This is a genomic window from Devosia alba (assembly GCF_039938915.1).
Classification (GTDB): domain Bacteria; phylum Pseudomonadota; class Alphaproteobacteria; order Rhizobiales; family Devosiaceae; genus Devosia; species Devosia alba.
The window spans coordinates 117,609-136,376 of the sequence record NZ_JBDUUI010000005.1; the positions used below are offsets into that span (position 1 = coordinate 117,609).

At 62.3% G+C, this 18,768-nt stretch carries 16 protein-coding genes; 9 read left to right on the forward strand and 7 right to left on the reverse strand.

Annotated elements, in window-relative coordinates; translation table 11 throughout:
- Positions 1-247 precede the first annotated feature (247 nt).
- Positions 248-1,807, forward strand: coding sequence for a DEAD/DEAH box helicase (locus ABFY71_RS09340; protein ID WP_347945733.1), 1,560 nt, complete (start codon positions 248-250; stop codon positions 1,805-1,807).
- A 171-nt stretch (positions 1,808-1,978) separates the two neighbouring features.
- Here ABFY71_RS09340 and ABFY71_RS09345 read toward each other — a convergent pair whose 3' ends face one another.
- The 7 genes from ABFY71_RS09345 to puuE form a co-directional block, all read right to left on the reverse strand.
- A complete protein-coding gene (locus ABFY71_RS09345) occupies positions 1,979-3,376 on the reverse strand; it encodes an alpha,alpha-trehalose-phosphate synthase (UDP-forming) (RefSeq protein WP_347945734.1) in 1,398 nt (465 codons plus the stop codon).
- 30 nt (positions 3,377-3,406) lie between these two features.
- A complete protein-coding gene (gene otsB / locus ABFY71_RS09350; protein ID WP_347945735.1) occupies positions 3,407-4,216 on the reverse strand; it encodes a trehalose-phosphatase in 810 nt (269 codons plus the stop codon).
- Between the two features lie 334 nt (positions 4,217-4,550).
- The gene (locus ABFY71_RS09355; RefSeq protein WP_347945737.1) at positions 4,551-5,180 is read right to left on the reverse strand and encodes a nucleoside deaminase; all 630 of its coding nucleotides are present in this window, start codon (positions 5,178-5,180) and stop codon (positions 4,551-4,553) included.
- Entirely contained in the window at positions 5,177-5,686 is a 510-nt protein-coding gene (locus tag ABFY71_RS09360; RefSeq protein WP_347945738.1) for an ureidoglycolate lyase, read from the reverse strand. Before ABFY71_RS09360 ends, ABFY71_RS09355 begins: the two co-directional genes overlap by 4 nt.
- A 4-nt stretch (positions 5,687-5,690) precedes the next feature.
- A complete protein-coding gene (locus tag ABFY71_RS09365) occupies positions 5,691-6,512 on the reverse strand; it encodes a bifunctional allantoicase/(S)-ureidoglycine aminohydrolase (protein ID WP_347945739.1) in 822 nt (273 codons plus the stop codon).
- An 81-nt stretch (positions 6,513-6,593) separates the two neighbouring features.
- A complete protein-coding gene (locus ABFY71_RS09370; protein ID WP_347945740.1) occupies positions 6,594-7,280 on the reverse strand; it encodes a glutathione S-transferase family protein in 687 nt (228 codons plus the stop codon).
- A 55-nt stretch (positions 7,281-7,335) separates the two neighbouring features.
- Positions 7,336-8,751, reverse strand: coding sequence for an allantoinase PuuE (gene puuE, locus ABFY71_RS09375; RefSeq protein ID WP_347945741.1), 1,416 nt, complete (start codon positions 8,749-8,751; stop codon positions 7,336-7,338).
- Between the two features lie 157 nt (positions 8,752-8,908).
- Between puuE and uraH the strand changes: the two genes are divergently transcribed.
- From uraH to ABFY71_RS09415, 8 genes are all read left to right on the forward strand, one after another.
- A complete protein-coding gene (uraH, locus tag ABFY71_RS09380) occupies positions 8,909-9,265 on the forward strand; it encodes a hydroxyisourate hydrolase (protein WP_305579282.1) in 357 nt (118 codons plus the stop codon).
- Positions 9,266-9,268: 3 nt separating this feature from the next.
- Complete coding sequence (xdhA, locus tag ABFY71_RS09385) at positions 9,269-10,735, forward strand: xanthine dehydrogenase small subunit (RefSeq protein WP_347945742.1); 1,467 nt, start codon at positions 9,269-9,271, stop codon at positions 10,733-10,735.
- Entirely contained in the window at positions 10,732-13,059 is a 2,328-nt protein-coding gene (gene xdhB / locus ABFY71_RS09390) for a xanthine dehydrogenase molybdopterin binding subunit (RefSeq protein ID WP_347945743.1), read from the forward strand. Before xdhA ends, xdhB begins: the two co-directional genes overlap by 4 nt.
- A 175-nt stretch (positions 13,060-13,234) precedes the next feature.
- Positions 13,235-14,098, forward strand: a complete 864-nt coding sequence (xdhC, locus tag ABFY71_RS09395; RefSeq protein ID WP_347945744.1) for a xanthine dehydrogenase accessory protein XdhC — start codon at positions 13,235-13,237, stop codon at positions 14,096-14,098.
- On the forward strand, positions 14,088-15,632 hold the full coding sequence (locus tag ABFY71_RS09400; protein ID WP_347945745.1) for an ABC transporter ATP-binding protein: 1,545 nt from the start codon (positions 14,088-14,090) through the stop codon (positions 15,630-15,632). Before xdhC ends, ABFY71_RS09400 begins: the two co-directional genes overlap by 11 nt.
- Positions 15,616-16,698, forward strand: coding sequence for an ABC transporter permease (locus tag ABFY71_RS09405; protein WP_347945746.1), 1,083 nt, complete (start codon positions 15,616-15,618; stop codon positions 16,696-16,698). Before ABFY71_RS09400 ends, ABFY71_RS09405 begins: the two co-directional genes overlap by 17 nt.
- A gap of 2 nt (positions 16,699-16,700) precedes the next feature.
- Positions 16,701-17,621: an ABC transporter permease gene (locus ABFY71_RS09410; protein ID WP_305579281.1), complete on the forward strand. Its 921-nt coding sequence runs from the start codon at positions 16,701-16,703 to the stop codon at positions 17,619-17,621.
- 25 nt (positions 17,622-17,646) lie between these two features.
- Positions 17,647-18,729, forward strand: a complete 1,083-nt coding sequence (locus ABFY71_RS09415) for a BMP family ABC transporter substrate-binding protein (RefSeq protein ID WP_305579273.1) — start codon at positions 17,647-17,649, stop codon at positions 18,727-18,729.
- The last annotated feature ends 39 nt before the right edge of the window (positions 18,730-18,768 follow it).

Sequence of the window (18,768 nt, forward strand, 5' to 3'; positions counted from 1 at the left end):
CCCCTTGCGGTGAGCGGCGAAGTCAGCCCGGAAACTACCTTGGTCGCGTCTTCGAACCGGAACTCCGGTGACCACTACTCCCGAAGATGCTCAAAGATGTCCGGGTTCGAGCCAGCACCCGCGCGATACCCCTCATTTATCGCCCGATTGCATTTGTTGACCCGCCATTCGCATGTGCGAGTGGCGTCACGCGCGGCAGTATTCTGCGCGCGTTGCAGCGCCAATCTGGCGCAGAAAGACCTGTTCTTTGAACGACTTTATTTCCCTGGGCCTGCCCGAAATCCTGACCGACAGCCTGACTGCGGCCGGATTCACCACGCCCACCAAAATCCAGAACGAAGCCATTCCCAAGCTGCTCGAAGGCCGCGACATGATGGGCATTGCCCAGACCGGCTCGGGCAAGACTGCCGCTTTCGGCCTGCCTATTCTGGCTGGTTTGCTGACCCTGACCGGTCGCCCCCGGCCGCTGACGACCCGCGCGCTGATCCTGGCGCCGACGCGTGAACTTGCCGTGCAGATCGACGAAGCCATCCGTAAATATGCCGGCACCAAGATGAAGCTCGACACCGTGCTGCTGCTGGGCGGCGTGTCGCGCTACCATCAGGTCAAGCGCCTCGAGCGCGGCGTTGATATCGTGGTGGCGACACCCGGGCGCCTCAAGGACCTGATGGATGACGGCAAGATCAAGCTGGCGGAAACCCGCTGGCTGGTGCTGGACGAAGCCGACCGTATGCTCGACATGGGCTTCATTGCCCCGGTTCGTGCCGTGGTCAAGGCCATCGGCATCAAGCGCCAAACCATGATGTTTTCGGCCACCATGGCCCCTGAAGTAGCCAATCTGGCCAAGAGCCTGTTACAGGAACCCGTGCGTGTCGATGCTTCTGTTGCCGGGTCCACCGTGGTCAAGATCGACCAGCGCGTGATCCTGTCCGGCGCCAAGGCCAAGCGTGGCGTGCTCAATGAGCTGTTGGGCAGCGACGACGAAAATATGGAACGCGTGATCATTTTCTCGCGCACCAAGCATGGCGCCGACCGGGTGGCCAAGAATCTGGAAATCGACGGCCACAAGGCGGCTGCGATCCACGGCAATAAGAGCCAGAACGCTCGTCAGGCGGCCCTGAAGGGCTTTACCAATGGCGATGTCCGCATCCTGGTGGCGACTGATATCGCCGCACGCGGTATCGACGTGCCCGGCATCACCCATGTGGTGAACTATGAATTGCCAGACGATCCTGAAAACTATGTGCACCGCATCGGCCGCACCGCCCGCAATGGCGCGTCGGGCTTTGCCATCACCCTGTGTGACGGTACCGAGCGTGGCAAGCTGCGCGATGTCGAGCGGCTGATCCGCCGGACCCTGCCCTACACGGGTGATCTGCATCTGGCCAATGATACCGGCGTTATTGAAGCGCCACGGTCGGCCTACAAGAAGCCATCGGGCGGTCGTCCCGGTGCGGGTCGTGGCAAGAGTGCCCGTCCAGCTCAGGGTGATCGCCGTTCACCAGCCGAGCGCCGGCCATTTGCCGAATTCGGCAAGGAAGGTGCGCCCAAGAGCGCGCCGCGTAGCCGGCCAGCTGAAGGCCAGCGCACGCGCCCGGCCGCCGATGGTCAGCGCAGCCGCGCTGCCGATGCACCACGGACCCGTCCGGTCGATGCGCCACGCACCCGTCCTGACAGTGCCCAGCCAGTGCGTGGCGTGCGCCGCGACATGGAAACCGGCAAGCCAATGGCGGCCAAGCCGGCCGGCAAGCAGCGCTGGGGCAAGACCCAGAAAGATGCTGGCCGGGTTGCCCGCAGCAACGGCTGATAAGCGATACGGGATTTGACGAAGGGCGGCCTCTGGCCGCCCTTTTTTGTTGTTGGGGTAACTGGATGCCTGCAACAGGTGACCTGTGGGAGGGCTCGGCAGAGCATTGCGCAGTCCGTCACGCCGTCAGGTAAACGGCCATTTGGGAACGGCGCCGGCGGGAAATTCGGCTCAGGCGGTTCTGCGCGCCGTCGCACTATCGCTGGTCGTCGCCGGGGCCAGGCGTTCGAGGAAATTGCGCGACCAGTTGTCGACACTGTATTTGCGCGCCGCCGCCATCAGCGTGGTCCAGCGATCGATGCGCTCTTGCAGCGGCATGTCGAGCGCCATGCGTAGGGCTTCGGCAGTTTCATCGGTATCGAAGGGATTGACCATGATGGCGTCGGGAAAGATCTCGGCGGCGCCGGCAAAGCGCGACAATACCAGAACGCCCGGATTGGCGGGGTCCTGCGAGCCGACGAATTCGTGAGCGACCAAATTCATGCCGTCGCGCAAGGGGGTGACCAGGCCGACGCGAGCAAGGCGATAGAGGCCGGCGAGGCTGGGCTGGCCATAGGCGCGTTTGACATAGGTAAGGGGTGACCAATCGGGCTCGGCAAAGCGGCCCATGACGCGGCCGCAAATGGCGTCGAGTGCGTCGCTGGTTTCCTGATACTCCTTGATGCTGTCGCGCGAGGGCGGCGCAATCTGCATCAAATGGGTGACACGGCGGAAGCGAGCGTCATTGGCCAGCAGTTTTTCATAGGCTTCGACGCGCTGCGGCAGGCCCTTGGAATAGTCGAGACGATCAACCCCCAGGATCAGCCGCTGCTCGCGCAATGTCCGTTCCACCCGCTTGACCATCTTGGTAGCGGCCGGGCTGACCGCCAGACTGGCGAAGGCATCCGGGTCAGAGCCAATGGGGAATGCTGCGGTTTCGCTGCGGCTGAAATCCACCGATTTGAGCGGATTGCCCGAGATGGAAGACGGCGATTGGTGATCGGCAAATTCGGTGAAGGCGGCAACGTCGCGCTTGGCCTGCATCCCCACCAGATCGTAGCGCGAGAGGTCGCGCATCAACTCGTTGTGGTGCGGAATGGCGTAGAGCGCATCAGCGGTGGGGAAGGGGATGTGCAGATAAAACCCGATGCGGTTGCGGGCGCCCAGATTGCGCAACTCGCTGGCCAGTGGGATCAGATGATAATCGTGCACCCAGATGATGTCGTCGGGCCGGAGATGGGGCAGCAGGGCCCTGGCAAACTGCTGATTGACGGCGCGATAACCCTCGTACCAATGGCCCTCAATGGTGGCCAGATCGAGCCGCAAGTGAAAGCTGGGCCACAGGATCGAATTGGAAAAGCCGGCATAATAGGCGTGGTGATCGGGGCGCGTGAGGTCGATCTGGGCGACGGTGAGACCATCGATACTCTCAAACCGGGCCTCGGATGAGGGCGCATCGACCAGCTTGCCGGACCAGCCAAACCAGAAGCCTTCGCGCTCGGCCAGGGTTTTGCGCAGGGCAACGGCCAAGCCGCCTGCTGCAGGACCCTTGCCCGGCGTGCGGTTGGAAACAATGATCAATCTACCCATCAGTGTGCGCCCCGGCCTCATGCATATGCATCAATGTGCCAATTCCTGTTCGGGCTCAATTGTTTCCCGTTCGGGCACGACCAATTCCTGTTCCCGCGCGGCAATATCGCCCAGCCCCTGCAACAGGGCACGAACCGAGCCAACATCGGCGATACGCATGCGCGCAGCGGTGTCGCCATCGCCCAGTTTGATGCCGACGCCGCCCAAATCCTGAGCGGCAATGAAAGCGTCCTCATCGGTCACATCATCGCCGATGAACACCGGCGTGCGACCGACAAAGGGTTCCTCCAGCATGAAGGCCCGCAGGGCCTCACCCTTGCTGACGCCGCGTGGGCGGGCCTCGTAGACCATTTTTCCGGGCACTAATACGAAATGGTTGTTGATCTCGATGGCGCCCTGCATGGCCTCATGCACAGTTGCTTCCAGCTCGGGCGCCTGGCGGAAGTGCACGGCGACTGCACCTCGCTTGGTCTCAAGGATGAGTTCGGGATAAGCGGCGATCAGGGGTCCAAGGGCTTCGGCGACACGTTCCGCGCCCTCCAGTGAATCGGGGTCTATGGCTTCCAGGACGCCATCGGCGCGCCGCCGCTGGGTGCCATGGGCACCAGCAACGGGCAGCACCAGAGGGGCCAGAAACCTGTCAATGTCGGCGATCTCGCGACCCGTCAGCACGGCGAACGCCAGGTTCAACTCTCGGGCGGTCTGGCCGAGCTGCTCGGCCAGTGTATCGGGTACATCTATGCTATTGGGGGTCTCGGCCAGTTCGACCAGGGTGCCGTCAAAATCGGTAAAAATGGCGAGTTGCGCCGGCGGCGTGGCGACGGGAGCTGATTGTGGCATTGTGCGGCCTCACTGGGACTTATTCACTAAGGTAACGTATGAGGCGGCAATTGGTTCGATGACGGGAACCGCGAACGTTGACATGGCTGGCATGCGGCATCGGCTATTCTGAATGCGGGCTGACTGACGCATTGATCGGGCGTTCACAACCGAGCCGCTAGACCGAGGTCCGACTGCAATGCCTACCGCCACCGCAACCGGATCGCGCCCCATGACCCAAATCCTTTTGACAGTGATGTTTGCGCTGGTGTTGAGCCTGCTGACCTTTGCTGCCTCGTTCGCCGAGGTGCCCCGTAGTGAGTTCCTGCCCAGCGTATCGACGACGGGCTAGGCTTCATGCCAAGGGGATGCCCCTGGTGCCCTTGTCTTTCTGATAGACTGCCGAGAGTTCGCCATAGAGTGCGCTGATGTCGTCAAGGCGGGCCACCAGCGCTTCGCGATGATCGCGGTCGAGGCCGGCAATCATCTGGGCGATGTTGTGGCTGGTCCAATACTGATTGGTGCGATTGTAGAGCGGGCGATCGGGCGAGACGATGCCGGTCTCGGGCTCGGGCACGGCGTAAACTGCCTTGAGGATGGCGATGTCATAGGGGATGGCGAAGCTGTCGCGGGTGTCCTGATAGCTGAACAGGTAATAGAAGTTGTCGAAGCCCGACCAGGTGATGCCGGACAGGCAGAGCGAACAGGGCTCATGGGTAGCCAGGAACAGGCAATCCTTGACGTCGGGGCGCTGGTCGGCGGGTAGTTCGAAGAAGCGCTTGATGGCGTGCATTTCGCCATGCCAGAGCGGATTTTCGGTCTCGTTGTTGGTCTCGGCAACCACGACCGACAGATCCGATTTGCGCAGGATGGCGGCGCCAAACAGCTTGTTGCCATGGGCAACGCCGGCGCGGGTGATTGGCGCGATGTCGTGTTCAATGACGTCTAGCATGCGGGAGACGAGATCGGCGGTATTCATGGTCATGTTCGTTCGCCAGCTTGGGGATGGCGCACAAGGTGCGGTACATCGAAATGGTATTCTTCAAGATTGTTGCCGTCGCCGCCGCGATCGACCACCAGAAAGTCGCTGGCTACTTCGAGCGGCGTGAGCACACCGTGCCAGGTGTTCATGGCGATGTTGACGCCTTGGCCGGGCCGGGTGATGAAGGCGCGGGGCAGGTCGGGAATGCCCGACAGATCGCCTGCGACGATGACCAGAAACGGTCGGTCACCCAGCGGATAAAAGGCCTGACTGCCCAGCGGATGGCGCTCCATCAGGCGCAGGCTCAGTGGCAGATCATAGGGCTGGCCGCGAAACACAGAAATCAGGGGCCGGGAGCCTTCGCCGCCCAGTTCGACCCGCGCCAGATCGTGGTAGCGCTCAGTCATGCCATTGTTGATGGGGAAATGCTCGGCGCCATCGAGGTCGATGACCTGACCGAAGGGTGCAAAGCTGTCGGCGGTCAGGGGTTCGATGAGAATGGTGCTCACTGGCTCAAAGCCCCAACTTCATGTGGCGGTTGACGTCCTTGTACAGCAAATAGCGGAAGCGGCCGGGACCGGCATAGCAGGCCTGGGGGCAGAAGGCGCGCAGCCACATGAAATCCCCCGCTTCCACTTCGACCCAATCGCGGTTGAGGCGATACACCGCTTTACCCTCCAGCACATAGAGACCGTGCTCCATGACATGGGTTTCCTCGAAGGGGATGACCGCGCCGGGCTCGAGCGTCACGATATTGACGTGCATGTCGTGGCGCAGATCGGTGGGATCGACAAAGCGGGTGGTGCCCCAGCGATCATTGGTGCCTGCCATCCAGCGGATCGGTTCATCATTCTCATTGCTGACAAAGGCGGTGGGCATGGCGATGCCGTCCACGGATTCGTAGCGCTTGCGTATCCAGTGGAAACGGGCCGGCTCGCTGCTCTTGTTGCGCAGGCTCCAATCGCAGGTCGGGGGCAAGAAGGCATAGCCGCCGGGCGTGAGCATATGGTCCTGGCCGTCAATGGTTAGGCTGGCCTGGCCGGCGACGACGAACAGCACGCCTTCGGCTTCGGGGTTGGGTTCGGGCCGGTCGCTGCCGCCTCCGGGCAGCACCTCGACGATGTATTGCGAGAAGGTCTCGGCAAAGCCCGAGAGCGGGCGGGCGATGACCCATGCGCGGGTATCGTTCCAATGCGGCAGAAAGCTGGTGACGATGTCGCGCATTACCCCGTGGGGGATGACGGCATAGGCCTCGGTGAACACTGCCCGGCCGGTATGCAGCGCGGTTTGCGGTGGCAGGCCTGCGCTGGGGGAGGCGTAAACTGGCTCGTTCATGGTTGGTGTCGCCTGAGCTGAATGGTTCGATGGACGGTGCAGCTGCTCTGCCGCGAAACTGGCAGGTCAGGGGCGCTGCGGCTAGGGTGCGCGCCGCAGATCCTGGGTGATGGTGCCGACGGCCTCGAAACCGCGCTCATGATCGGGCTCGCGCCAGGTCTCGGCCAAGCCTGCCTGATACCACTCCTGTAGCGCTGGCAGGGCCAGCAGCCGGGCGGCATAGTCATTGGCAGGTTGGCTCAGCACCAGCCCGTAGGTCTGCAGGCGCAGGGCGACCGGTGCGAAGAAAGCGTCGGCGGCGGTGAAGCTGGCGCCCGCCAGGAAAGGGCCGCCAAATCGGGTGAGACCGTCGGTCCAGATTTCGTCGACACGGTCAAGATCGACCTGCAGGGCTGGGCCTATGGTGTTGAGCTTGACGCGCAGGCCGCAATTCATGGTGCAAATGTCGCGCAGGGTGGAAAAGCCTGAGTGCATTTCGGCGCTGATCGCGCGGGCAAAGGCCCGGGCAGCCCTGTCGGCAGGCCAGAGCTGGGGATGGTCTTCAGCGACATATTCGACAATGGCCAGCGAGTCCCAGACGCGGATTTCGCCATCAACCAGCAAGGGCACACGGCCGGTTGGTGAAAAGGCGCGGAAGGTATCGTGGCTGCCATGCGCGACGAAGGCATGGAGCTCTTCGGTGAAAGGGATGTCGAGCGCGCGCAGCGCCAGCCAGGGGCGCAGAGACCAGGACGAGTAGTTCTTGTTGCCGATAATGAGTGTGTACATGGACGGGGTTCCGGGAGCGCGAATGGACGGGGCCTCGATTGCTTGATTGCAATGACTAGGGCAGGATTGCCTTGAGGCGCAACAGTGCGATGCGCTCGACCTGGGCGCAGGCGGCGGCAAACTCAGCCTCAGGCGTATGCTTCAGGCGCGCTTCAAAGGAGGCCAGAATGGAGGCCTTGGTGTTGTCGCGCACGGCGATGATGAAGGGGAAACCGAACTTGTCGACATAGGCGGTATTGAGCATTGTGAAGCGCTGCCGCTCGCCATCGGTCAGCGCGTCGAGGCCAACCGAAGCCTGTTCGGCGGTGGATTCGGCGGTCAGGCGCTGGGCGGCGGCGAGCTTGCCGGCCAGATCGGGATGGGCGTTGAGCACTTTCAGCCGTTCTTCGGCACTGGCCATGCGGAACTGGCTGCGCAGGGCGAAGTGCAGGCCGATGGCAGTGTCATTGGCCGGGCCGAGTTCGCCCGCCCAGGCGCGCTCGGCGATCCAGGCGGAATGCTCGAAAATCGAACCGTAGCGGGCGACGAAATCGGCCTTGGCGAGCTGGGAGGGGATGACTTCGGGCGCCACATAGGGATGGGTGGCGGCCCAATGCTGGGCGATGGCCAGACGGGTCGGGATCCAGACCTTGTCGAAGGATCTGATGTAGTCGACGAATTGCTTGAGGCCCTGGAAACGGCCGGGCTGGCCGACCAGGCGGCAGTGCAGACCCAGCGACATCATCTTGGGACTGCCGGCCAGGCCTTCGGCATAGAGGCAATCAAAGCTGTCCTTGAGAAACTGGAAATACTCCTGGCCATTGTCAAAGCCGGGCGCGGTGACAAAGCGCATGTCGTTGGCGCTCAGCGTATAGGGAATGATCAGTTGCGGCTTGCCCTGGTGAACGCGCCAATAGGGCAGGTCATCATCATAAGTGTCCGAGATATAGGCGAAGGCGCCAGTCTCTGAGACCAGATCAATGGTGTTGAGGCTGGAGCGCCCGGTGTACCAGCCGCGCGGCGGGGTGCCAGTGGCAACGGTGTGCAGCCGGATGGCCTCGGCAATCTGGGCCCGCTCCTCGTCGGGCGGCATGTCCTTGTGCTGCACCCATTTCAGTCCGTGGCTTGCAATTTCCCAGCCGGCCTCCTGCATGGCGGCCAATTGGGCGGGCGCGCGCATCAGGGCGGTGGCGACGCCATAGATGGTGAGGGGCAGCTGGGCCTCGGTAAACAGGCGATGCAGGCGCCAGAACCCGGCGCGCGCGCCATATTCATACATGGATTCGATATTGGCGTGGCGCTGGTCGGGCCAGGGCGCGGCGCCGATAACGTCGGCAAGGAATGCTTCCGAAGCGGCATCGCCGTGCAGAATGCAGTTTTCGCCGCCCTCTTCATAATTGAGCACGAATTGCACCGCGATGTGCGCCCCCCCGGGCCAGTTGGCATGAGGCGGGGTGGGGCCGTGGCCGTGCATATCGCGAGGGTAGCGCATGGGTGAAGTGCTTTCGACGGAGTGGTCTGGCGATAGTATGGGCCTGCCGCCAGCAATCAAGATGCTCAAAAATGGACCAATTGGTAAAAAATGGGCATTGCGCATCGGTGACGATGCGCTAGTCTTGCTGGTGGGGACGACAAACGGGAGCAGCATAATGGCGGGAAGTGGTCGCCTTACCACGCACGTACTGGATACGATGCACGGCACGCCGGCCCGCGGCATGCGCATTGAATTGCACTATGTGCACGGCGATCATACCCACCATATTGCTGACAGCTATACCAATGCCGATGGCCGGGTCGACCAGCCGCTGCTCGAGGGTGAGCAGTTCCAACTGGGTGAATTTGAAATCCGATTTCATGTCGGGCAGTATTTCGAGCGGCTCGATGTTGGGGTCGACAACCCGTTTTTGAACGTAGTGCCGGTCCGCTTCACTATCGGCGAAGACAAGCACTACCATGTGCCGCTGCTGGTCAGCCCGTTTGCCTATTCAACCTATCGGGGGAGCTAGGGCATGACTGCTGTTTCGGGCGCCATCCGCTTTATTCTCAATGGCGAGGAAATCAGCCTCACAGATATCAGGCCCGAAACAACGCTGTTGGATTGGTTGCGGCTGGAGCAGCGGCTGCGCGGCTCGAAGGAAGGTTGCGCCGAGGGCGATTGTGGCGCCTGCACGGTGCTGGTCGGGCGCTTGATGGATGACGAGATCATCTATGACTCGGTGACCGCCTGCATCCGCTTTATGGGCAGCCTGCACGGCACTCATGTGGTGACGATTGAGCATTTGCGCGGCGAAAAAGGCAATCTGCACCCGGTGCAGCAGGCGATGGTGGATCACCATGGCAGCCAGTGCGGCTTCTGTACGCCGGGCTTTGTGATGAGCCTTTATGGGTTGTGGATGCGCAATCCTGACCCAAGCCAGGGCGCCATCGAAAAGGCGCTGCAGGGCAATCTGTGTCGCTGCACCGGCTATGCGCCGATCATCCGGGCAGGCAAGGCGATGTCGAGCTATGGCCTGCCGCAGGGTGATCCGCTGCTGGCCGAGCGCATTGCGCTCAAGGACAAGATCAAGGCGATTCATGACGGCAGGCGGGTTGAGCTGGGCGAGGACGCCGAGCGCATCATTGTGCCAGCCAGCCTGGACGATTTTGCAGCTGTATATGAAGCCAATCCCGAAGCCACTATCGTCAATGGGTCGACCGACGTAGGGCTATGGGTCACCAAGTTCATGCGCCCGATCGGGCCGGTGATTTTCATCAATCACCTGCAAGAGCTCAAGGCTATCGCCGACAATGCGAGTGAAGTGCGGTTCTATGCCGGGGTGAGCTATTCGGAAGCGCTGCCGGTACTGGCCGAGAATTTCCCGGATATGGCGGAGCTCTGGAACCGGATCGCCGGCGAGCAGATCCGCAATATGGGCACCCTTGGCGGCAATATCGCTAATGGCTCGCCGATTGGCGATACGCCGCCGCCATTTATCGTATTGGGCGCCAGGCTGACCTTGCGGCGCGGATCGCATCGCCGCGAGATCAAGCTGGAAGACTATTTTATCGCCTATGGCAAGCAGGACCGGCAGCCTGGTGAGTTCGTCGAGAGCGTGACGCTGCCACTGCTGCCGACCGGCGAGAAATTTGCCGTCTACAAGATTTCCAAGCGGCGCGAGGAAGATATTTCGGCGCTGTGTGGGGCGTTCCGGGTGTTCGTCAATGATGGTGGCACGGTGGGCATGGCCCGGATTGCCTTTGGCGGCATGGCGGCAACGCCCAAGCGGGCCAAAGCAGTCGAGGCGGCGCTGGTGGGTCGGCCGTGGACGCAGGAGACGATTGATGCCGCTGTGGCGGCATTTGCCGAGGATTATCAGCCGATCTCCGATATGCGGGCGAGCGCCGACTATCGGTTGCTGAGCGCACAGAACCTGCTGAAGCGGTTCTTTCTGGAAACAACCGGACACGGCCAGCGGCTGCGGCGGGAGGTGGCATGAACAAGCTGGAACCCGCCATCACTCTGGCCTCGCTGCACAAGGATGTCCGTCACGATAGCGGGCCCAAGCACGTCACTGGCACGGCCGAATATATCGACGACATGATTGAGCCAGCGGGCACGATGCATGCCTATCTCGGGCTCTCCACCAACGCGCATGCCGAGATCATCAACATTGATTTCTCCGCAACCAAAGCGGCGCCTGGGGTAATCGGCGTGCTGACCGGGGACGACATTCCGGGCGAGAATGATGTCAGCCCCAGCCACAAGCATGACGAGCCGATCTTTGCTTCCGGCAAGGTTCAGTTCTGGGGGCAGCCGCTATTTGCGGTGATCGCCGAGACGCGCGATCAGGCGCGGCGGGCGGCCCATCTGGTCAAGGTGACCTACAAGGATCTGCCGGTTTCCCTTGATGTGCGGGCAGCGCAGGCAGCGGGTGGCGCCTTGGTCACCGAACCCCTGAAGCTGGAGCGCGGTGATGTGGCGGCCGGCATGGCGGCAGCGCCGCGTCGGGTCAAGGGCAGCATGGCGATCGGGGGGCAGGACCACTTCTACCTCGAGGGCCAGATTTCGATGGCCGTGCCGGGCGAAGACGAGGACGTGACCGTGTTTGCCTCGACCCAGCACCCCAGCGAGGTGCAGTTGATGGTGGCGCAGGTGCTGGGCATTCGCCATCACGCGGTGACGGTCAATGTGCGACGCATGGGCGGCGGCTTTGGCGGCAAGGAAACCCAGAGCAATCTGTTTGCTGCGGTAGCAGCGCTGGCGGCAAAGAAATGGAACCGCGCCTGCAAGCTGCGCCCCGACCGCGATGACGACATGACGGCCACCGGCAAGCGCCATGACTTCGTGGTCGACTATGATGTCGGCTATGACGACACCGGCAAGATCGTGGCGGTTGACGCGGTGTATGGCGCACGGGCCGGGTTTTCCTCGGACCTCAGCGGGCCAGTCACCGACCGGGCGCTGTTTCATGCCGACAATGCCTATTGGTATCCGGCGGTGCGGGTGCGCAGTGAGCCGCTCTACACCAATACGGTTTCCAACACCGCGTTTCGGGGGTTTGGTGGGCCGCAGGGCATGTTGGCGGCGGAACGCTGGATCGAGGATATTGCCTATGATCTTGGCAAGGATCCGCTGGAAATCCGCAAGGCCAATTTCTACGGCACCGATACCAACAATGTGACGCCCTATCACCAGACAGTGGCGGACAATATCGTCCATCGGGTGGTTGATGAGCTCGAGACGTCGTCGGACTATCAGGCACGGCGCGCGGCGATCGTGAAATACAATGCGGGCAGCCCGATCCTCAAAAAAGGCATTGCGCTGACGCCGGTCAAATTCGGCATTTCGTTCACCGCCACCTGGTACAATCAGGCCGGCGCTTTGGTTCATGTCTACAAGGATGGCTCGATCCATCTCAGCCATGGCGGCACCGAGATGGGGCAGGGGCTGTACGTCAAGGTGGCACAGGTGCTGGCCGATGCCTTCGGCGTCGGGCTGGACGTGATCAAGATCATGGGCACCAGCACCGGCAAGGTGCCCAATACTTCGGCCACAGCCGCCTCATCAGGGTCGGACCTAAATGGCATGGCGGCCTGGGATGCGGCGCGGCAGATCAAGGAACGGCTGGTGGTACATGCCGCCCGGCTTTACCAGTGCAGCGAAGCCTCGGTGCAGTGGGTGGCCGGCGGCATTCAGGCGGGCGACAAATTCGTACCCTTCGCCGAGCTGGCGGCTTCGGCCTATCTGAACCGGGTGCAGCTATCGGCGGCAGGCTTTTACCAGGTGCCCAAGATCCACTGGGATCGGGCCACCGGACGTGGCCATCCGTTCTATTATTTCGCCTATGGTGCCGCGGTCAGCGAAGTGACCATCGACACGCTGAGCGGCGAATATACCGTGGATCGGGTCGATATCCTGCATGATGTGGGGCGTTCGCTTAACCCCGCTATTGATATCGGCCAGATCGAGGGTGGCTTCATTCAGGGCATGGGCTGGCTGACCACTGAAGAACTGGTGTGGGACGACAAGGGCCAGTTGCGCACCAAGGCACCGTCCACCTACAAGATCCCGCTGGCGAGCGATGTGCCGCCAGTGTTCAACGTCAAGCTGGCCGAATGGTCGGTCAACAAGGAGCCGACCATCGGGCGCTCGAAGGCGGTGGGTGAGCCGCCACTGATGCTGGCGATGAGCGTGGTGGAAGCACTGTCGATGGCGGTGGCCAGTGTGGTCGATTACACCATCGCGCCGCGGCTCGACACCCCGGCAACGCCCGAGCGGGTGCTGATGGCTTGCGAACGGCTGAAGGGGGGGCGGCAGTGAGGGCTTGGTTCGCGCCGGCATATTCCCCCTCACAACCTCCCCCGCAGGGAATGAGGTACCGCATCCGGTCTGTTGCTCGGTCGCGTCAATGCCACCGCCCCCCACCCCAGCCCTCCCCCCTGCTGGGAGGGCTGGGGTGGGGGGCGACTGGCCCCGTGGTTACGGGGTCCGCGCCATGACCGCCCGCACCACCGAACTCGCCGCTTTCTTCGCCGCCAACACTGACGCCATTCTTTGCGAACTGACCTCAGTGCGCGGGTCCAGTCCACGGTCGCAGGGCACATTCATGTTGGTGAGCAAGACCGCACTGTTCGGGACCATTGGTGGCGGGGCGCTGGAGTATATGGTGATCGAGCATGCGCGGCGGCTTATCGTTTCGGGACGCGCCGAGGATGCCATGGACGTGCCTTTGGGCCCTGAAATTGGCCAGTGCTGCGGTGGCCGGGTCGGCGTCAGCCTGGGTTATGCCGATGCGGCGGCGCGCGCCCGGCTGGTGGCGCAGGTGAGCGCTGAAGATGCCGCCTTGCCACCGGTTTATGTATTCGGCGCCGGCCATGTCGGGCGGGCACTGGCACAGATACTGGCGATGTTGCCCGTGCGGTTGACCGTGATCGATACGCGGCAGGAGGAGCTGGCCCTACTGCCCGGCCATATTGATGCCAGGGCAGTGGCGATGCCCGAAGCGGTGGTGCGCAGCGCACCGAGCGGGAGCAGTTTTGTCATTGTCACCCACGACCATGCGCTCGATTTTCTGATCGCGCAGGAAGCGCTGGGGCGCCGCGACAGCCCCTATGTCGGCATGGTGGGTTCACGCACCAAACGCGCGCGGTTCAATAACTGGTTTCTGGGCGAACGCGGGGATGCCGCAGCGCTGGGGCGGCTGGTGCTGCCCATTGGCCAGCAGGGCCTTGGGGATAAGCGCCCCGAAGTTATTGCGGCGCTGGCGGCAGCTGAAATTATGGTTCACATTGGACGACGGGAAGCTGAAATTATGGGCGCAAACATCCCTGAACCATTGGGGGTGGTGAATGGACGCTAGTATGCTGCCGCGGCTGGAATTGAGGGGAATTACCAAGAGCTTTCCCGGCGTTCTGGCCAATGATCACGTCAGCTTTGCCGTCAAACCAGGCGAAATCCACGCCCTGTTGGGCGAAAACGGCGCCGGAAAATCCACGCTCGTCAAAATGATCTACGGGATCATGCAACCTGATTCCGGTGAAATTTACTGGGATGGTGTGCGCGTCACAGTGGCCAATCCCAAGGCGGCGCGCCGGCTGGGCATCGGCATGGTCTTCCAGCATTTTTCGCTGTTTGAAGCACTGACGGTGCTGGAAAACATCGCGCTCGGCATGGATGCCAAGATTCCGGGCCGGGAGCTGGAAGCACGGATCCGCGCGGTGATGGCCAAATATGGCCTGCTGCTTGATCCACATCGCACGGTGGCGACGCTGTCAGTGGGTGAACGGCAGCGCATTGAAATTGTCCGCGCCCTGCTGCTCGATCCCAAACTGCTGATCATGGACGAGCCCACTTCAGTACTGACGCCGCAGGAGGTCGAGCAATTGTTCGGCGTGTTGCGCACGCTGGCCGGGCAAGGATGTTCCATTCTCTACATTTCGCACAAGCTGCATGAAATCAAAGCGCTGTGCGATACGGCAACGATCCTGCGCGGCGGCAAGCTGGTTGATACCTGCGACCCCAAGGTGGAAACCTCGCGCTCGATGGCCGAGAAGATGATCGGCGCCGGGCTCAAGGATATCGTGCGTGGTGCCGACCGCATCATGGGGCCGCCCAAGCTGGTGGTGACAAAGCTGTCGACGCTCAAGCTCGGGCATTTCGATGTGCCGGTCGACGATGTGAGTTTTACCGTGCGGGCCGGAGAAATCTTCGGCATTGCCGGGGTGGCGGGCAATGGGCAGAACGCCTTGCTCGACGCGCTTTCGGGGGAAGTACACGGGGGCGACAGCCACAGCGTGACACTGGATGGCCATCCTCTCGGGCTGCTCGATACCACTGGCCGGCGCAAACACGGGCTGTGCGCGGTCCCCGAAGAACGCAATGGCCATGCGGCGGTGGGCGATTTCTCGCTGTCGGACAATACCGTGCTGACGGCCCGCGACCGACTGGGCATGGTGGTGCTGGGATTGATCAATTCGGGCGCGGCCAAAACCTATACCGGCCAGGTCATTGCCGAATTTGCCGTCAAGGCGCTGGGGCCCGGCGCGATGGCCGGATCGCTGTCGGGCGGCAATTTGCAGAAATACATTATGGGTCGCGAAATCATGCAGAAGCCCACCGTGCTGGTGGTGAGCCAGCCGACCTGGGGCGTCGATGCCGGGGCGGCGGCGGCGATCCATCAGGCGCTGGTCGATCTGGCCGCGACCGGTTCGGCCATCGTGGTGATCAGCCAGGACCTCGATGAGTTGCGGGCGCTGAGCGATACGCTGGCGGTGATCAATATGGGGCGGCTCAGCCCGGCGCGGCCCACGGCTGACTTCAGTGTCGAAGAAATCGGACTGCTCATGGGTGGCGTGCACGGGGTTGATGAGGTGATCGATGCAATTCCGGCTTGAAAAACGCGCCGAACCCAGCAAGGCGATGCTGTATCTGACGCCGATCGGGGCTGTGCTGCTGACCGCGTTGGTGGGCGCCATCATCTTCTCGCTGATCGGCTATGACGGGGTCCGCGCGGTGCGCGAGATTTTCGTCACCCCCATTCTCAATCCGCTGAAATGGCAGGATCTGGCGGTCAAGTCCGCGCCGCTCATCATCATTGCGGTGGGTCTGGCCATCGGCTACCGCGCCAATGTGTGGAATATCGGCGCCGAGGGGCAGTATATTCTCGGAGGGCTGGCGGGGACCGGCGTGGCCTTGCTGACGCGGGACTTTTCCGGGCCATGGATATTGCCGCTGATGATCGTCGCCGGCATGGTGGGGGGGATGTCCTGGGCATTCCTGCCGGCCTTGCTGCGCACGCGACTGCAGGTCAATGAAATCCTCACCAGCCTGATGCTCACCTATGTGGCCATCCAGTTGCTCAACTATCTGGTGATCGGGCCGTGGAAGGATCCGATGGGCTTTGGCTTTCCGCAGACCCGCATGTTCACCGCAGACCAATTGCTGCCACACATCATTCCGAGCACTATTGTGCATATGGGCGTGCCCATTGCGGTGGTGGTGGCCCTCGCGGCCTGGTTCGTGATGAGCCGGCTGGTGTTCGGCTATCAGATCAAGGTGGTCGGGTCGGCACCTAATGCGGCGCGCTATGGCGGCTTTTCGGTCAATCGCACCATCTGGATGGCGCTGTTGACCAGCGGCGCCCTGGCCGGACTCGCGGGTGTACTGGAAGTGGCCGGCCCCTTCGGGCGCATGGTGCCGTCCTTTCCGACCAATTACGGCTTTACCGCCATCATCGTCGCCTTTCTGGGGCGTTTGCATCCGATCGGCATTATCTTTGCCGGGCTGGCCATGGCGGTTGCCGTGGTGGGGGGTGAGGTGGCGCAGACGACAATCCAGTTGCCGGCTGCAGCCGTGGGTATTTTCCAGTCGATGATGCTGTTCTTCTTGTTGGCGAGCGACCTTCTGGTGCGCTACCGGGTGCGCATGGTGGGTAGTAACCGGGTGGAGGTCACACCATGAACATGGATCTGGTCGTCCCCATCATCATCACGCTGATCGGCGCCTCGACCCCGATCCTGATTGCCGCGCTGGGCGAACTGGTGGTGGAAAAGAGCGGCGTGCTCAATCTGGGTGTTGAGGGCATGATGCTGATCGGTGCAGTGGTAGCCTTTGCGGTGACCTACACCACCGGCAATCCCTGGCTGGGAATCCTGCTGGCCGCCGCCGCCAGCGCCGCCGCGTCGATGATCTTTGCCTTCCTTACCCTGTCGCTGTCGGCCAATCAGGTGGCGACCGGGCTGGCTTTGACCATCTTCGGCACCGGCTTCTCGGCGCTGTTCGGCCAGGCCTATACCGGTAAGCCCATCAGCATTTTCCGCTCGATATTTCCCGAGGCGCTGGCCACCCATCCGCTGTGGCGCCTGGTGTTCGGGCACAGCCCACTGGTGTATTTCTCGCTGCTGCTGGTGGTGGCGGTGTGGTGGTTCCTCAAAAAGACCCGGGCTGGACTCATCCTGCGCGCAGTCGGCGAGAATGATCTTTCGGCCCACTCGATCGGCTATTCGGTGATCGGGGTGCGCTATGCGGCAGTGGCTTTTGGCGGCGCGATGGCCGGTATTGGCGGCAGCTGCTTTCCGCTGTTGCTCACCCCGCAATGGGCCGAGCGACTGACCGCCGGGCGCGGCTGGATTGCGCTGGCGCTGGTGGTGTTCGCCGCCTGGCGGCCCTTCCGCCTGTTTGGCGGGGCCTATCTGTTCGGGCTGGTGATGACGATCGAGCTCTACACCAAGGCCTCGGGCGGTACGGGGGGCGTTCCCTCCGAATTCTGGGCGGCGCTGCCCTATCTGGCGACCATTGCCGTCCTGGTGCTAATTTCGCTGCGGCGTTCGGGCCATTCGGCGGCCCCGGCATGCCTGGGCAAACCATTTCTACCAACCAACTAGAAGACGTCAGAAGGAGAATTTACGCATGGCTATCTTCACTCGCCGTTCCGTACTCAAGATCGGTGGCGCCAGCCTGGCGTTGCCGCTGCTCGGCCAGGCCGTTCTGGCGCAGGACGGGCCGCTCAAGATCGGTTTTGTCAATGTTGGCCCCAAGGACGACAATGGCTGGACCTTCGGCCACTGGACCGGTGCCAAGGCGCTGGAAGCCGAATTTGGCGACAAGATCGAAATCACTTTCGTGGAAACCGTGCCCGAGGGCCCGGACTGCGAACGCGTGCTGCGCGAACTGGCCCAGCAGGGCAACAAGATCATCTTTGCCACCAGCTTCGGCTTTGGCGACTATGTGATCAAGGTGGCCCGCGAGTTCCCCGACGTGATCTTCGAGCACGCCACGGGCTATCAGCGTTCGGACAATGTGGGCACCTATAACGCCCGCTTCCATGAAGGCCGTGCCGTCATGGGTACGCTGGCTGGCCATCTGAGCAAGACCAACACCATCGGCTATATCGGCTCATTCCCGATCCCCGAAGTGGTGATGGGCATCAACGCGTTCACGTTGGCGGCCCGCAAGATCAACCCCGACATCAAGGTCAACGTGGTCATGCTGTCGAGCTGGCACGATCCGGCCAAGGAAGCCGACGCCGCCCGCGCGCTGATTGATCAGGGTGCCGACATCCTGGTGCAGCACACCGATGGTCCGGCGGCCCTGCAGGTTGCTGAAGAGCGTGGTATTGTCGGTGGCTTCGGCCAGGGCGCCGATATGAGCGCATTTGCGCCCAAGTCGCATCTGAGCGCCATCATCGACGTCTGGGCACCCCATTACATTCAGGTCGTCAATGACGTGATGGCTGGGACCTGGGTATCCGATGACAGCTGGCCTGGCATTGCCGCCGGCGAAGTGGTGATCGGGCCCTATAACGAGAAGATCCCCGCCGATGTTGTCGCAGCCGCCGAAGCGGTCAAGAACGGCATTGTCGATGGTACGCTCAACCCGTTCACCGGTCCGATTGTCGACAATGCCGGCACCGAGCGTGTCGCGGCCGGAGCGGTGGTTGACGATGCCGGTCTGTGGGCGATGGACTGGTATGTCGAAGGCGTCAATGCCTAAGCGCCGATATTCATAATCCAGGGAGGCGGGCCTTGGCCC

What these genes read in the sequence shown, in the direction of transcription:
- ABFY71_RS09345 (WP_347945734.1), bottom strand. Translation starts at nt 3,376, where the DNA reads ATGGGTAGATTGATCATTGTTTCCAACCGCACGCCGGGCAAGGGTCCT.
- otsB (WP_347945735.1), bottom strand. Translation starts at nt 4,216, where the DNA reads ATGCCACAATCAGCTCCCGTCGCCACGCCGCCGGCGCAACTCGCCATT.
- ABFY71_RS09355 (WP_347945737.1), bottom strand. Translation starts at nt 5,180, where the DNA reads ATGACCATGAATACCGCCGATCTCGTCTCCCGCATGCTAGACGTCATT.
- ABFY71_RS09365 (WP_347945739.1), bottom strand. Translation starts at nt 6,512, where the DNA reads ATGAACGAGCCAGTTTACGCCTCCCCCAGCGCAGGCCTGCCACCGCAA.
- ABFY71_RS09370 (WP_347945740.1), bottom strand. Translation starts at nt 7,280, where the DNA reads ATGTACACACTCATTATCGGCAACAAGAACTACTCGTCCTGGTCTCTG.
- puuE (WP_347945741.1), bottom strand. Translation starts at nt 8,751, where the DNA reads ATGCGCTACCCTCGCGATATGCACGGCCACGGCCCCACCCCGCCTCAT.
- uraH (WP_305579282.1), top strand. Translation starts at nt 8,909, where the DNA reads ATGGCGGGAAGTGGTCGCCTTACCACGCACGTACTGGATACGATGCAC.
- xdhA (WP_347945742.1), top strand. Translation starts at nt 9,269, where the DNA reads ATGACTGCTGTTTCGGGCGCCATCCGCTTTATTCTCAATGGCGAGGAA.
- xdhB (WP_347945743.1), top strand. Translation starts at nt 10,732, where the DNA reads ATGAACAAGCTGGAACCCGCCATCACTCTGGCCTCGCTGCACAAGGAT.
- xdhC (WP_347945744.1), top strand. Translation starts at nt 13,235, where the DNA reads ATGACCGCCCGCACCACCGAACTCGCCGCTTTCTTCGCCGCCAACACT.
- ABFY71_RS09400 (WP_347945745.1), top strand. Translation starts at nt 14,088, where the DNA reads ATGGACGCTAGTATGCTGCCGCGGCTGGAATTGAGGGGAATTACCAAG.
- ABFY71_RS09405 (WP_347945746.1), top strand. Translation starts at nt 15,616, where the DNA reads ATGCAATTCCGGCTTGAAAAACGCGCCGAACCCAGCAAGGCGATGCTG.
- ABFY71_RS09410 (WP_305579281.1), top strand. Translation starts at nt 16,701, where the DNA reads ATGGATCTGGTCGTCCCCATCATCATCACGCTGATCGGCGCCTCGACC.
- ABFY71_RS09415 (WP_305579273.1), top strand. Translation starts at nt 17,647, where the DNA reads ATGGCTATCTTCACTCGCCGTTCCGTACTCAAGATCGGTGGCGCCAGC.